14 protein-coding genes are annotated in these 15025 nt (G+C 58.0%); 4 read left to right on the top strand and 10 right to left on the bottom strand.

Translation table 11 applies throughout. The annotated features are described in order from the left end of the window. Positions 1-233: 233 nt before the first annotated feature. The 8 genes from rseP to rpsB form a co-directional block, all read right to left on the bottom strand. The gene (gene rseP / locus EDC27_RS07790) at positions 234-1322 is read right to left on the bottom strand and encodes an RIP metalloprotease RseP (RefSeq protein ID WP_245994340.1); all 1089 of its coding nucleotides are present in this window, start codon (positions 1320-1322) and stop codon (positions 234-236) included. Positions 1323-1444: 122 nt separating this feature from the next. After that, complete coding sequence (locus EDC27_RS07785; protein WP_123290031.1) at positions 1445-2647, bottom strand: 1-deoxy-D-xylulose-5-phosphate reductoisomerase; 1203 nt, start codon at positions 2645-2647, stop codon at positions 1445-1447. An 8-nt stretch (positions 2648-2655) separates the two neighbouring features. After that, positions 2656-3483: a phosphatidate cytidylyltransferase gene (locus tag EDC27_RS07780; protein ID WP_123290030.1), complete on the bottom strand. Its 828-nt coding sequence runs from the start codon at positions 3481-3483 to the stop codon at positions 2656-2658. A 92-nt stretch (positions 3484-3575) separates the two neighbouring features. Next, the gene (locus tag EDC27_RS07775) at positions 3576-4331 is read right to left on the bottom strand and encodes an isoprenyl transferase (protein WP_123290029.1); all 756 of its coding nucleotides are present in this window, start codon (positions 4329-4331) and stop codon (positions 3576-3578) included. A 9-nt stretch (positions 4332-4340) separates the two neighbouring features. Beyond that, positions 4341-4898 carry a ribosome recycling factor gene (frr, locus tag EDC27_RS07770; RefSeq protein ID WP_123290028.1) on the bottom strand — a complete coding sequence of 186 codons (558 nt, stop codon included), beginning with the start codon at positions 4896-4898 and terminating at the stop codon, positions 4341-4343. After that, positions 4891-5628: a UMP kinase gene (gene pyrH / locus EDC27_RS07765; RefSeq protein ID WP_123290027.1), complete on the bottom strand. Its 738-nt coding sequence runs from the start codon at positions 5626-5628 to the stop codon at positions 4891-4893. Before pyrH ends, frr begins: the two co-directional genes overlap by 8 nt. A gap of 4 nt (positions 5629-5632) precedes the next feature. Beyond that, entirely contained in the window at positions 5633-6226 is a 594-nt protein-coding gene (gene tsf, locus EDC27_RS07760; RefSeq protein WP_245994338.1) for a translation elongation factor Ts, read from the bottom strand. A 395-nt stretch (positions 6227-6621) separates the two neighbouring features. Next, entirely contained in the window at positions 6622-7452 is an 831-nt protein-coding gene (gene rpsB / locus EDC27_RS07755; RefSeq protein WP_123290026.1) for a 30S ribosomal protein S2, read from the bottom strand. Between the two features lie 169 nt (positions 7453-7621). Between rpsB and cysQ the strand changes: the two genes are divergently transcribed. The 4 genes from cysQ (at position 7622) to EDC27_RS07730 (ending at position 12536) form a co-directional block, all read left to right on the top strand. Then, positions 7622-8434 carry a 3'(2'),5'-bisphosphate nucleotidase CysQ gene (cysQ, locus tag EDC27_RS07750; RefSeq protein ID WP_123290025.1) on the top strand — a complete coding sequence of 271 codons (813 nt, stop codon included), beginning with the start codon at positions 7622-7624 and terminating at the stop codon, positions 8432-8434. Between the two features lie 1229 nt (positions 8435-9663). Beyond that, complete coding sequence (locus EDC27_RS07740; protein ID WP_123290023.1) at positions 9664-11025, top strand: TrpB-like pyridoxal phosphate-dependent enzyme; 1362 nt, start codon at positions 9664-9666, stop codon at positions 11023-11025. Positions 11026-11050: 25 nt separating this feature from the next. Next, entirely contained in the window at positions 11051-11344 is a 294-nt protein-coding gene (locus EDC27_RS07735; RefSeq protein ID WP_123290022.1) for a hypothetical protein, read from the top strand. A gap of 208 nt (positions 11345-11552) precedes the next feature. After that, on the top strand, positions 11553-12536 hold the full coding sequence (locus tag EDC27_RS07730; RefSeq protein WP_211334816.1) for a SphA family protein: 984 nt from the start codon (positions 11553-11555) through the stop codon (positions 12534-12536). A 390-nt stretch (positions 12537-12926) separates the two neighbouring features. Here the strand turns inward: EDC27_RS07730 and EDC27_RS07725 are convergent, their stop codons facing one another. Further along, positions 12927-14135 (bottom strand): citrate/2-methylcitrate synthase, encoded by a 1209-nt coding sequence (locus EDC27_RS07725; RefSeq protein WP_123290021.1) that lies wholly within the window; start codon positions 14133-14135, stop codon positions 12927-12929. A gap of 109 nt (positions 14136-14244) precedes the next feature. After that, positions 14245-15009 (bottom strand): alpha/beta hydrolase family protein, encoded by a 765-nt coding sequence (locus tag EDC27_RS07720; protein ID WP_123290020.1) that lies wholly within the window; start codon positions 15007-15009, stop codon positions 14245-14247. Positions 15010-15025 lie beyond the last annotated feature (16 nt).

The following is a 15025-nucleotide window of genomic DNA, read 5'->3' as shown; positions in this document are numbered from 1 at the left end:
AACACCAACACATCCTGCGCTTTTCCTATCCCTTGTCTGTCACACGCAAAAGCATGAATTCGGCGCATTCCCGCATCCCCCTCATCCTTTGGATACTCCTGCGGCCGCTTTAAAAGTCATCCCCGCGACAGCGGGGATTTAGGTTTACCATCGGATTATCGACTGCCGCTCCCTGTTGGAACCGGGGGCAAGCCTAGAGGAAGCAAGGCCGCTGCGTGCACTCGGACGCCGATTTAGGGAGCGGGCACGCCGAGGCCTGTGGGAATCAGGCGCATGATGTCGTTATAGAAGACAAACACCATGAGGGCGATGAGCACGGCCATGCCCACCTTTTGGGCCATTTCCAGCTGGCGCAGGCTGAGCGGCCGCCGCCGCACCGCTTCCAGGAGAAGGAAAAACACGTGGCCTCCGTCCAGCACGGGAATGGGCAAAAGATTCAATACGGCCAAATTGATGCTGATGAGCCCCATGAAGTGCAGAAAATTCATAAGGCCTTCTTGCGCTTGCTGGCCCGCCATCTGGGCGATGAGAATCGGCCCGCCGAGGGTTTCCATGGGCAGGACGCGCTGAATGAGCTTGACCACGGTAAGGAAAAACAGCTTGGTGAGACTCCAGGTCTGCTTCATACTGTAAACGACGGCCATAAACGGGCTGACTTTTTCCACTTCAAAGGACCCGGAGGCCGTGATGCCGATGACCGGTCTTTGAATGGTTTCCCCAAAGATGTTTTTCACTTCGCGAACTTCCGGGGTCACGCGAAAATGCAGCCGTTGGCCTTCCCGTTCCACGACAAGGACCAGGGGCTCCAGCCCTTCCCGCTGAATGGTCTCGGACAGATCGTCCCAGGCCTTGAGTTGACGGCCGTTGATTTCCAGCACCTTGTCATTGGGCAGAAGACCCGCGCGCTCGGCGGGAGAATCTCTGGTCACCGTGCCGATTTCCGTGTTCAGGCGGGGAAGGCCGTAGACGGCAAAGACCACCGTGAAAAGCACGATGCCGAGAACCATGTTGGCCAAAGGGCCCGCAAGAACGATGGCCAGCCTTTTCCTTACGGACTGGTGTGCAAAACTTTGGGCTCGGTCTCCATCGTCCACCGCCTCTTCGGGATCTTCGCCCAGCATTTTCACGTAGCCGCCCAAAGGCACCGCGGACAGGCAGTAGTCCGTTTCGCCGCGCTGTACCCCGAACAGGCGAGGACCAAACCCCAGAGAGAATCGCAGCACGGTGACCCCGAGCTTTCGCGCCGCCAGAAAATGCCCCAATTCGTGGATAAAAATCAGGACTCCAAGGACGATGACCGTGGAGACGATCGTGGTGGCCACAACAGATTCCTCCTTCAACATTTCTTTGGCGCCCTCAAGCCACGCCTCGTTCTTTCAAGCTTTTCCTGGCTTTAAACATCCTGCCTGTGCGTGGCCTGGAGCGTTCTGAGCGTCGCGCCGTTTCAGGCGTTCTGGAACGCTTCGTAAACTTTCTCGGCTCCGTTCACCAGGGCCTTCGCCGTTTCGCGAGCCCATCGGTCGGCTTCCTGAATCCGCTGCACCGTATCCGCCGGCATGACGTCATGGGCGTCCATGACTCGAGCGATGAGAGCCGCAATGTCCGTAAAAGCCAAACGTCCGGATAGGAACGCGTCCACGGCCGTTTCGTTGGCGGCGTTGAGCACCGCGGGCATGGTGCCGCCCATGCGGGCCGCTCGATAAGCCAAATTCAGGCACGGAAAGGTTTCCACGTCCGGGGGATAAAAGGTGAGCGACCGCAGCGCCAACAGATCGAGACTGGGCACCTGCACGGGCAGCCGTTCCGGATAAGAAAGCGCGTAGGCAATGGGAATTTTCATGTCCGGAACCCCCAGCTGCGCTATGACGGACCCGTCCACGTATTCGACCATGGAATGGACAATACTTTCCGGATGAATGTGCACGGCCACGGCATCCACGGGCACCTGAAACAGCCAGTGCGCTTCGATGACTTCCAGACCCTTGTTCATGAGCGTCGCCGAATCGATGGTGATCTTGGGACCCATGGACCAGTTGGGATGGCGCAGGGCCGCCTGAGGCGTGACTGTCGCCAGGTCCTCAAGCGTTTTTCCGAAAAAGGGCCCGCCGGAAGCCGTGAGCAGCAGCCGTTTGACGGCCGTTCGAGGATTGCCCTGAAGAGCTTGAAAAATAGCGCTGTGTTCACTGTCTACGGGAAGCAGGCGGCCGCCGGTCGATTCCAGCATGCGGGTCACCACTTCGCCGGCAATCACCAAGGTTTCCTTGTTGGCCAAAGCCACGTCTTTTCCCGCCGCCACGGCGGCCAGCGTGGGCAAAAGGCCGGCGGCTCCCACGATGGCCGAAACCACCATGTCCACGTCGTCCTGCGACGCCACACGGCAGTATCCTTCCTGGCCCCAGAAAATCTCCAATTTCCCATGCCCTGCGGGAAGTTGTCTTTCCAGGGCGGAGGCCGCGTCCCGGTCCTGCACGGCCACCCAACGGGGTTTAACCCTTTGAATTTGATGGGCCAGCCGTTCCACGTTGCGCCCGGCCGCGAGGCCGACGATTTCAAACCGATCGGGAAAACCGCAGGCCACTTCCATCGTGTTCACGCCGATGGATCCCGTGCTCCCGAGAATGCTCAGTCTCTTTCGACGTCGTGCCATAGAAAACGTCAGTTCAACCCCTGCGCGTACATCCATACGGTGGGAAACGCAAAAAGCAGGCTGTCCAGGCGATCCAGCAACCCGCCGTGACCCGGCAGGAGGGCGCTAGAATCCTTACATCCCGCCATGCGTTTGAGGAGCGATTCCATGAGGTCTCCTGCCTGTGCCACCAGTTCCGTCAGAATCGAGACCATGAGCAGGGCCGGAACCGAAGCCCCCGTGTCTCGAAGAAACGTTATGCCAAACGCCGTACCCATGACGGCCGAGGCCATGAGGCCTCCCAGAGCCCCTTCCACCGTTTTCTTGGGGCTCACCGCTTCGTAGAGCTTTCGCCGCCCCATGGTCTTGCCTGTATAATAAGCGCCCACATCGCCAAAGACGATGACAAAGAGCACAAAAAAAACCCACTCTCGGCCATGGGGCAAGGCTCCCAGAAGCAGGACGAAGCTCGTGGGCATGGCCACATAAAGCCACCCGCTCAGGCTGATGAGGGCTCGCTGCAGGGCGTCCCGGTTCAAAGGGGGGTGGGCCAACTGTTTTGCCCAGGTAGCAAACACCGCGGCGACCGCCGAAACCCCAAGGCCCGCGACACCGTGAATCCAGGCCGCCAAGGGAAACACGGCGCCGACGGCAAGGGAGAAGACCAGTTCCCACCGAGTTAACGCCGGCCGCTGGATCATGGTCTCGTATTCCCAAAGGCCCACCAAAGCCGCGGCAGTTACGACCACCGTCCAGAGCCAAAGTGGTCCGTACGCCAACAAGAGCACCAAAGGAACGGCCAGGGCCAATCCCGTGACCCATCGCTTCGCGTGAGAGCTCCACTGCCCGTCGGCCATTCACCTGCCTCTTTTCAAGACGCGCAGCGCTTCCGCAGCGCGTATCGCGCCTTTAAGCGCTCCTTCACCAACATGGCGCCGCGTATTTGGCTTTACACGGGCGGCGCAAGCCTTTCTTCGCTTAATTGCTCGCTGGTTTTCCCGAAACGCCGCTCCCGTCTTTGGTATTCTCGAAGCGCCTCAACAAATTCCGCTTCTCGAAAATCCGGCCACAAAGTGTCCGTAATGTATAATTCGGCATAGGCAATCTGCCACAACAGAAAATTGCTCACCCGGCATTCACCGCTGGTGCGAATGACCAGGTCGGGATCAGGCATGTCGGCCGTCATGAGGTACGAGCCCAGCACCTCGGGGGTCATCTCTTCGGGAGCGCGCAGCCCAGCCCGCACCTCTTCAGCAAACCGGCGTGCGGCCTGAGCGATCTCATGCCGGCCGCCGTAGTTCAAAGCGAGGTTAACGGTCAGCTTGTCAAAATGCGCCGTGTCACGAATGAGGGCTTGAAATTCGGCGTAGACATCTTGGGGAATGCCGTCGGAATCCCCCATATGACGCACGCGGATTTCGTTTTCTATCATGCGGGGCCGCTCCGAACGCACAAAGCGACGGAACAACTGCCACAGAGCCTGGATTTCCTTTTCCGGCCTTTGCCAGTTTTCCTTTGAAAAGGCGTAAAGGGTCAGGTAGGAGAGACCGATTTTACGAGCGGTTTCGATGACGGCCCGGACGGATTCCGCCCCCGCCTCATGGCCCGCCACGCGGTTGAGCAACCTCTTTTTGGCCCAGCGGCCGTTGCCGTCCATGATGATGGCCACGTGGCGAGGCAATCTTTCCGGATCAAGTCCTTCCATGACATTTTCTTAGATCTCGAGGATTTCTTTTTCCTTGGCGGCGGTCAGCTCATCGATTTTTTTGATGAAATCGTCCGTAATTTTCTGAACTTTTTCCTGCCCTTTGAACTGTTCATCCTCGGAGATCTCTTTATCCTTTTTTAAATCCTTGATCATTTCATTGGCATCGCGCCGAATGTTGCGCACGGCCACCTTGGCTTCTTCCGCCATTTTTTTAACAAGCTTGACCAGATCCCGGCGGCGTTCTTCCGTCAAGGGCGGCACGTGGATGCGGATGACCTTGCCATCGTTCATGGGCGTGAGCCCCAGTTCGGATTTCATGATGGCCTTTTCCACGTCCCCAAGGCAGCTCTGATCCCATGGCTGAATCATGATGGTTCGAGGTTCCGGAACGGTCAGTGTGGCCAGTTGGTTAAGCGGGGTGGGCGTGCCGTAGTATTCAACGCGAATGCCGTCCACCAACGACACCGACGCTCGACCCGTTCGTAGCCTTTTGAATTCCTTTTCTAGGGTCGCAACGGCTTTCTGCATGCGGTCTTTGGCGTCTTCAAAAACTTCGTTAAGCATTCGAGCCTCCCTGCACCAGCGTTCCCACGGGCTCCCCTGCGACAACCTTGAGAATATTGCCGCTCTTTCTCAGGTTAAACACGATCACGGGCAGTTTGTTGTCTCGAGCCATGGAAATGGCCGTAGCGTCCATGACCTTGAGGTCCTTGTGCAGGACTTCATCGAAAGTTACGCGATCGTACTTGCGCGCGTCCGGTACCTTGACGGGGTCCGCATCGTAGACCCCGTCTACCTTGGTAGCCTTGAGAAGCACAGACGCGCCGATTTCCACCGCCCGCAACGCCGCCGCCGTGTCCGTGGTAAAGAAAGGCAGGCCCGTGCCTGCCGCAAAGATGACGATGCGGCCTTTTTCCAAGTGCCGAATGGCGCGGCGGCGAATGAACGGCTCTGCCACTTCCTTCATGTCAATGGCGGACTGCACCCGCGTCGCCACCCCGCGCTTTTCCAAAGCCTGCTGCAGCGCCAACGCGTTCATCACGGTGGCAAGCATGCCCACATAGTCGGCCGTCGCGCGGTCCATGCCCTGGGACGCGGCGGAAACCCCTCGAAAAATGTTGCCGCCTCCAATCACCAGGGCCATTTCCACTCCTAAACGGTGCACTTGAACGATCTCCTCGGCAAATTCTTCCATCAATCGTGGGTCGATGCCGTAAGAGCCATCCCCCATGAGGGCTTCGCCGCTCAGTTTCAGCAGCACGCGACGGTAAATGGGACGCGGCGTGTCGGCCATCGTTTTACGCTCCGAGCTGGTAACGGACGAAACGGCGAATGACAATCCGTTCGCCGGTTTTGGCAACGAGTTCGTTGAGGTAGTCGGCGATGGTCTTGTCCGGGTCCTTCACGAAGGCTTGTTCCATGAGGACGTTTTCTTCGTAGAACTTGCGCATCTTGCCTTCCACCATCTTTTCCACGATGTTGGCAGGCTTTCCCGATTCTTTGGCCTGCTCCACAAAGATGGCCCTTTCCCGATCCACCACGTCCTGCGGCACGTCTTCACGCTGAATCCCCAGAGGGTTCATGGCCGCAATGTGCATGGCCAGGTCCTTAATGAAAGTCTGAAAATCTTCGCTGCGGGCCGCAAAGTCCGTCTCGCAGTTCACTTCCACCAGCACTCCGATTTTGCCGCCGGCATGAATGTAAGCGTGCACCGCCCCTTCTGTGACTTCACGGCCCGCCCGTTTCATCGCCACGGCAAGGCCCTTTTTTCGAAGCAGATCCACGGCCTTTTCCATATCGCCGCCGGTTTCCTGGAGCGCCTTTTTGCAGTCCATCATGCCGGCATTGGTTTTTTCCCTCAGTTCCCGCACCATACTGGATGTGATTTCCACGGACTTCTCCTCCTCATCTTCTTGCGTCGCAACGGCGAATGGATCATCCGCCGCCGTGTTGTGCGCCATGCAGCGCCAATGTTCTCTTCGTGCACGCAGCCTGGACCTGGCCGCATCGAAATCTTTCCCGATCATCCTCTCCGGACCGAAAGCGGCCAAATCCTTCACGCGATAGCTCAATGTCCCCGAGAGCTTATCCCGATTGATTCCCTTTTTTGAGCGGGCCAGAGAGAGGCTCGGGTTTCCGCGAAGGGCCTCTTTCAAGCCCGGCTGCCGACAAGCACCCCTGCGTTCTGTGCCCTCACCTGAAGGAGCGCCGCACGGCGCAAGACCGCATCCCGCGCCGTGCGGCGCTTTCATGCGAGGATTCCACAAAGCCGTTGCGGCACAGGCTTCTACGCGCGATCGTCTTGCGGGGTGTTTTCCATAGGGTTGATGATTTCTACCTCGGGCCCCCCCTCTTCTTCCTGCAGCAGCATGCCCGCCGGCACCTCTTCCAAGGACTCCATGTCCTTGTCGCCCATGGCCTGGCGCGATTCTTCATAACGCGCTCGGCCTTCCACGCAGGCGTCGGCAATGCGGTCCGTGATGAGCTTGATGGATCGAATGGCGTCGTCGTTTCCCGGAATGGGATAGTCGATGACGTCCGGATCACAGTTGGTGTCGACGATGGCCACCACCGGAATGCCTAAACGGTTGGCTTCCTGAACGGCGATCCGTTCCTTTTGAGGATCCACCACGTAAACGGCCCCGGGCAATCGCGTCATGGTCTTGATACCGCCGAGGTTCCGTTCCAGCTTGTCCCGTTCTCGAGCCAGTTTGAGAACTTCCTTTTTAGGAAACCGGTTCACGCTGCCGTCTTCAAACATGGCGTCCAGTTCATTGAGGCGGTCGACTCGCAGCTTGATGGTCTTGAAGTTGGTGAGCATACCGCCAAGCCATCGATGGTTGACGTAATACATGCCGCAGCGTTCCGCCTGTTCTCGAATGATGTCCTGAGCCTGCCGTTTGGTGCCCACAAAAAGCACATTCTCGCCGGCCGAGGTCACATCAACCACAAATTGGTAGGCCGTGCGGAAAAGCTTGACCGTACGCTGCAGGTCGATAATGTAAATGCCGTTGCGAGCCCCGAAGATGTAGGGTTTCATCTTGGGATTCCATCGGCGGGTCTGGTGCCCGAAATGGACACCGGCTTCTAGAAGTTGCTTCATGGAAATGGTGGACATGCGATATCTCCTCCTTTTGGTTTGGCCGCCACCCCGCGCAAAAACCTCGGACGTCAAAGGTCCGGGCACCAAAAGGGACGGGGTGTGTGGGCTGAGCTGAACCGAGGTTCTTTATCACAAGGGTTTTTTCAGGCGCAACCAAAATCCTTTCACGAAAGGGGCGTTCCCCATGCATTTTCCGCTTTCCGACTTGGAAGATCTCATTCGTGCCGCCGGCGACGCCGTCCTGGATGTGTACCACTCCTCGTTTGCTGTCACCACCAAGGAAGACCGCACCCCTCTCACCCTTGCGGACCAAAGGTCCCATGCCCTTCTTGTGAAAGGACTGGAGCGGATCGCTCCCGACATTCCGGTGGTCTCGGAAGAAGGGGCTCACATTCCCTATGAAGAACGCCGGCACTGGCGCCGGTTTTGGCTGGTGGATCCTTTGGACGGCACCAAGGAATTCATTCGAAGAAACGGCGAATTTACCATCAACGTGGCTTTGATCGACAACGGCCGCCCGGTGTTGGGACTCGTGTTGGTGCCCGATCAGAACCGGTTGTTTATCGGCGATGTGCATGACGGCTGCTTGGAAAAGCGCGGCCAGGACACTCGACACGTGGTCATCAAGGATCCCGGCATGGTCGAGCCCCTCGTGGTCGTCGCCACTCGGTCCCATCCCACGCCGCAAATGGAAGCCTTTTTTCGTCACCTTCCGGCCCACAAAAGGCTTCCTCGAGGCAGCGCCCTCAAGTTTTGCGCCGTCGCCGCCGGCGAAGCCCACTGTTACGCGCGGTTCGGGCCCACATGGGAATGGGACACGGCGGCCGGCCATGCGGTGGTGGAAGCCGCCGGCGGCGTGGTGGTGGATCCTCGAGGCCAGCCTTTGCGCTACAACAAACCGGATTTGCTCAACGGATACTTTCTGGCGGGCCCGAGCCGTGCGTGGATGCAAGCCGTCGGGGTTCTTTCCGCCGCTTCCAAGGCCCTCGCCGAATGAACGCCAGGCCGTTTCGGCCCAAAGGATGACAGGATGAATCCGCAAGAGCTGGCCCGAATCGGCGATCTGGCTTAGAAGCCGCTACACGGGACAACGCGGTTTCGAAACTTCTGGGCGTGGATGTGCTCGGCTCGAGGGTTCAAGGAACGGCACAACCCAATTCAAATCTGGATCTCGGCGTCTTGTTTCGGCAGCCCAGCTCTGTGAAGGATTCGCGGCATGGTTTCGCTGCGGATCGGTAAATCGAGGCCCATATCGGCCGCGCTCTGGAATTGGGCACGCATGTTCTGGTTCTCAACAGTGGTTCCTGGAAGCGGCCTACGAAGTCATCTCTCAGGGCGTCTGGTGCTGTTCGCCGGACCCCAACGCGCGTCTTCAAGGGGAAGTGGTTCTTCGAGGAATGTCTTTCGACTTCATGCCGTTTCTGACAAAGCTGCGACGTCGCTATTGGGAACGCCAAAAGGTAGAGGTTGTCGCATGAAATCCATCACCAGGAAAATCGGCGCCCTTCTCCAACGATTGAACCGTCTCGAACACGTCGCCGGGTCCGTTACCACATGGGCCGCCTCTGCCCCATCGCCAGAGCCACGGACATTGTGGAACGCAACCTGCGTCTCGCCATGGAAGCTTGAATGGAAGAAGGCAAGATCATCCGCCGTCAGGGCCCCTAAGAGAACCCAAAGATACAAGGGACGTTTTCTTCGTCTTGGCGAAAGCGGGAATTCTTGATGACGAGAGCCTCGATGTTCTCATCTCCATGGCCGGCGTTTGAAACGTCCTAGCCCATGGCTACGACAAAATGGACAACGCCGTGGTGGACGGCATTTTGAAAAAGCACGTGGGTGACTTTCGACAGTCTTTGGATCAACCGAAACGCTTTGCCGATGTGGTCGGCAAACCGTGAAGGATTCTTTCTTGACATCCCTCGAAAGCCCATGGTATCGAGATTGCACCTTCTTTCTTAAGCGGGTTTTGGCTCGGAACTTAAAAGCGTGGCAAGAGGATGTGCCGTGCAGCGTGAGGTGACAACGATTCGGTGGTCATGGTGGTGGCAGGCCTGGTGATGCGCCTGCCCACCGAGGATCTTTGACGACGCACAAGATCGAGAGCCGTGGGTGAGGCCACCTCCCCATGGCTCTTTTCGTTTTGCAAACAAAGGCCATGGGGCGAACGCCTCATGGCCTTTGTTGTTTTTCAGACGATGTCACAACTCACATCAAGGAGGCGGTATGGAACAGATCAAGGTGTTTTTGGACGAAAGCGAAATGCCTCGGCAGTGGTACAACATTCAGGCGGACCTTCCCACGCCCCTTCGCCCACCGCTGCATCCTGGGACGGGGCAGCCCATCAAGGCGGAGGATTTGGCCCCCGTTTTCCCCATGAACCTTATTGAGCAGGAAGTGTCCACGGAGCGATGGATTTCCATTCCGGAACCGGTCCTGGAAAAATACGCCCTGTGGCGTCCCACGCCTCTGTACCGAGCGCGAGGTCTGGAAAAGGCCTTGGGCACCCCGGCAAAGATCTTCTACAAGAACGAGGGGGTGAGCCCGCCCGGATCCCACAAGCCCAACACGGCCGTGGCGCAGGCCTATTACAACAAGGTCTTCGGTATCAAGAGGTTGTCCACGGAAACCGGCGCCGGCCAGTGGGGCAGTGCATTGAGCATGGCCTGCCAGATGTTCGGGTTGCAATGCCGCGTCTTTATGGTCAAGGTGAGCTACAACCAAAAACCTTATCGACGCAGCATGATGGAAACCTGGGGTGCGGAATGCATTCCCAGCCCCAGTGACCGGACGCAGACGGGCCGAAAAATCTTGGCGGAACACCCCGATTCTCCGGGAAGCCTGGGCATCGCCATTAGCGAAGCCATCGAAGACGCTGTGGGAGACCCGCACGCTCGGTATTCTTTGGGCAGCGTCCTCAACCATGTGCTCCTGCACCAGACCATCATCGGGTTGGAAGCGCAAAAACAGATGGAAAAGCTCGGCCTGTACCCGGACGTGGTCATGGGCTGCGCGGGAGGGGGCAGCAACTTTGCGGGGCTGTGTCTGCCCTTTGTGCGGGACAAGATTCACGGCCGCAACGTCACCATCGTAGCGGCCGAACCCACCAGTTGCCCGACTCTCACCAAGGGCCCATTTCGCTACGATTTCGGGGATACGGCCATGACCACGCCGCTTCTGGCCATGCACACCCTGGGGCACGACTTCGTGCCGGCCCCAATCCACGCAGGAGGCTTGCGCTACCACGGCATGGCGCCCATCGTGAGTCATCTTCTGGAGGAAAAGCTCATCGAAGCCCGCGCCTTTGACCAGGTGGAAACCTTTACCGCCGGAGTGCAGTGGGCTCGCGCCGAAGGCTTCGTTCCGGCTCCGGAAACCAACCATGCCATCGCCGCCGTGGTTCAGGAAGCTCTGCGAGCCAAGGAAGAAGGCAAGGAAAAGGTCATTCTTTTCAACTGGAGCGGGCATGGGTACGTGGACATGAGCGCCTACGACGCTTTTCTTTCGGGAAAACTCACGCGCTACGAACTGCCGGAAGAAGAGATTCGACGGGCTCTGGCTGCCACCGACGCCTTCCCCAAACCTTAAGGTTGGATCCACAACAGGCCTCATTATGGAAAACCACGATATTCTGGTTCGAATGGATGCCCTGGAAACCCGGTGCCCCAAACTGGGGCACCAGGTGCCCTTCGGCTATTGTCGCAAGGAATCCGGGGCTCTGCCCTGTTCCAAGGCGCTGGTGTGCTGGAGCCATCGGCTTCCTGTGGAACTGGTTTTACGAAAATTTCTCGGAGATGAAGCCTATGAGGCGGTTTTTAACGGGACGCCGAAAAGCCGGATTCAGGTCCTTTTGGAAGCCATCGAAGCCGCCAAGGAACGCTGCGGCACCGCATCGGATCGGCCGTAACCGGGCAGCCTGCACGAGCATGGTTGTTCGATGTCCTTTGCGATGTCTTGTGCAGGAGCGCCGCACGGCGCAATGGGACCGAGCGACCCCGTGAGGATTGGCGGCATGCTCCGCCAAAGGTCGACGAGCGGCTCTTAGATGCTCAAAGAATCAACTTTTTCAGCGCTCTTGACCGGGAACGAACCTGAACTCAGAAGAGGAGCCTTGTATGCGCGGAAGAAATTTTATCCAGAAAAAAACGGTCATCACCGTGCAGATCTGCCTTCTGTGTTGGATCGGCGCCATGGCGCCCGCCTCCTCTTTCGCTTACGATCTACCTCCCGTAAACCTTGGATTCACCAGCTTTCTGGACGGTGGGCCTCCTGCCGGCCCCGGGTTTTATTTCACTCAGTATATCCAGTATTGGAGGTCCGATTCCTTTCGCGACAAGGATGGAGACCGTCTGTTTCCCAAGGTGGTGAATGAAGACTTGCGTGTCTGGATCAGCCTCACGCAGTTCATTTACCAAAGCAATCAGCCCATCCTTTTCGGAGGCAAATGGGGATTGGACGTCATCATTCCATATGTTTCCGCCGATCTCGACTACGACATCGACGCTCCGCTACCTCAAGCCAACAGTTCGGGGATCGGAGACGTTCTCGTGGGCCCATTTCTTCAGTGGGATCCCATCATGGGCCCGGCAGGACCTCGATTCATGCACCGCGTGGAATTTCAACTCATCTTTCCCACGGGGAAATATGACGCAGACCGAGAAATCAATCCCGGAAGCCATTTTTTCAGCTTCAACCCCTACTGGGCCTCGACTCTATTCATCACGCCGCGCTGGACGCTCAGCACCCGCATTCATTACCTGTGGAACGCCAAGAACAACGATCCCAATCGCGCCTTTGGGGATGCCGACGACACGCAGGCAGGTCAGGCCATGCACGTGAATTTCGCTTCAGCCTTTGAGGTCATCCCCATGAAATTGCGCCTTGGCCTCAACGGCTATTACCTCAAACAACTCACCGACACGAAGGTGGACGGCAAGGCCCTAAACGGCCGCAAAGAACAGGTGCTGGCTCTGGGACCCGGGTTTGTGCTGCATTTGTCCAAGGACACACATTTCTTTTTCAACCTGTACTTTGAAACGGCCGCGGAAAACCGGCCCGAAGGCGAACGGCTGAACTTCCGCCTCGTCCACCACTTCTAGCACATTGTTTGACAAGGCCGGATTTGCCTTGCGCAGCGTTCCTAGGTCATCCCCGCGCAAGCTACATGTCATCCTCCAAAAACCATGGGGGCATCCCCAAAAAACCCCTGACATCCCCGCGAAAGCGGGAATTCAAACGGGGGAACCATGCTCGCCCATTGATCAGTTTGCGTTATCCCCGCGGGGCTTGTCCCAGCCCCAGCGGGGAGCGGGGATTCAAGACGCTTGGCAACTTATGGGCTCCCGGGTGCGCGGGAGCGACAAAATGTGGAAGGCCGACAATGGCGCCCGATAGCCCACCCTGTAGGAGTGGTGCCCGCCGCGCCCGTCTTTCATGGATCAAGGCCGAGGCGCCCGCAAACCAGCTTTTCGTTTAAGGCATCGACGACCCTACCCCGTTGTGGAAGCCATTCGGCGTTTTTCCGGGGGCACGTACTCGCAGTCCAGCTTGCCGCAATAATCACCCACGTATTCCGCCTGAGGGCGGTAGAGGGCGGGTTTGCCTTGAGCGTCCCCGTATTTTTCTTCGATGATGTGCGCGCACCAGCCGGCAATGCGCGATGCGGCAAAAATGCAGGTCATGAGATCCCCGGGAAAACCCAGAATGTGGTAAACGGAAGCGCTGTAAAAATCCACGTTGGGCTGAATGTTGGTTTTGCCTCGAGCGCTCAATTCCGCCATGGCCGCCTCTTCAATGGCTTGGGTGAGGTCCGGCCAGATGCGCTGTCCGGCCTTTTCTCCCAGATCAAACGCCAAGCGCTTGAGAATCTTCGCTCGAGGATCCATGGTCTTGTAGACGGCATGGCCCATGCCCATAATGCGCTCCTTGCGTTCCAGCCGGTCGCGCACCCAGCCTCGAATGTCCGTGACCCCATCCTGAACGATTTTTTGCAGCATTTCCATGACACGAGCGTTGGCGCCCCCGTGCAGTTCTCCTGAAAGCGCTCCCACCCCCGCGGCCACACCGGCGTACATGTGCGCCCGCGTCGACGCCACTTCCCGACAGGCAAAGGTGGAAGCATTGAAAGTGTGATCGGCGTGCAAAATGAGGCAAACGTCCATCACGCGGGCTGCTTCCGAATCCGGCACGCGGCCGAAGGTTTGCCATAAGAAATTGGCGGCGTGGGATAGGGATTCGTCAGGTGGCAGCACGTCCAAACCTTGCCGAACACGATGCCAAGCGGCCACCACAGCCGGAACGCGAGCCATGAGGCGCACAGCCTTTCGAAGGTTGGCCTGGCGGCTTTCATCAAAGAGTTCCGGATCGGCCATGGCCAAAAGGGGCACCGCCGCCTGCAGCGCGTCCATGGGATGCGCGTTTTTAGGCCATTCTTTCATGCTGTCCACAATGAACGAAGGAAGATGGCTTGCGGCTCGAAGTTCTTTTTCAAAGCCGGCCAATTGCTCCGGCGTGGGCAGGTTCTCATATAAGAGGAGAAAAGCCGTTTCGGGAAAGGTGGAATTGTGGGCCAGATCTTCGATGCGGTAACCTCGATAGATGAGCACGCCGCGTTCACCGTCGATGTAGCTGATTTTGGTGTCGGCAACCGCAATGCCGCGCAGCCCGATGTTTTTGGTGCGGACGGTCCTTTCAGCCATGGAAATCCTCCTGTGTAGGTGGGGTCCAAAGGGTTGACGTAACCGAAACAAATTCGGGTCTGAATCGTTGGCGGCCGTCCGTTGCGCCGCCACCCCGTGGCCGAGACTTTTAAGAGAAGATAAAACGTTCGGCCCACACGGCAAGGAGTTCCCCTACATAGCGAGCATCTCTTTTGTCGGAAAGCAGATGGTCCGCACCAGCCAAGGCCACAAAGCTCTTGGGGTGCCGTGCTGCATGAAAAAGCCGCTCTCCGTTTTCCACGGAAACGACGGTATCTTCCGGAGCGTGCAGAACAAGAAGGGGCCGACGCAGCGCGGCCACACGACGGGTCACCTCATCATCGGGAATTTCCTCTAAGAAGCCACGCCCTACACGAACCGTTTTCCCTCCGAGGACAATCTCCACGGCACCCTGCCGCTGAAGGGTGTCCCGATGAGGGCGCAGCAGGCGCGCCACGTGTGTGGGGTTGAACGGCGCGCCGATGACGGCCACCGCTCGACACGAAGGCACTCTAGGAGCTGCGTGCACCACGGCGGCACCTCCAAGGGAATGGCCCACGAGGATATGGGGAGCCAGCCCTCGCTGCGCAAGAAATTGGGCCGAAGCCTCCACGTCGTCCACATGAGAAACGAAGTCCGTTTGCGAAAAATCGCCTTCGCTTTCGCCAAGGCCCGTGAAATCGAACCGAAACACGGCGTATCCGGCCTCGGTCAAAGCCCGGGAAATGTGCACGACGGCGCTCAGGTTCTTGGAGCAGGTAAAGCAATGAGCAAAAAGCAGCACGGCCCGCGGGGTAACCTCAGAAGGCGTGTCCAAACGTCCGGAAAGCTTTTGCCCAAATGCGTTGGTAAAAGTCAGGGATTCAACCCGCATGGATTCTCCTTATAGC

The organism is Desulfosoma caldarium, assembly GCF_003751385.1.
In the GTDB taxonomy this organism is placed as follows: domain Bacteria; phylum Desulfobacterota; class Syntrophobacteria; order Syntrophobacterales; family DSM-9756; genus Desulfosoma; species Desulfosoma caldarium.
Note: the sequence above shows the minus strand (reverse complement) of the source record. Positions and strands in the feature narration are given on the sequence as shown.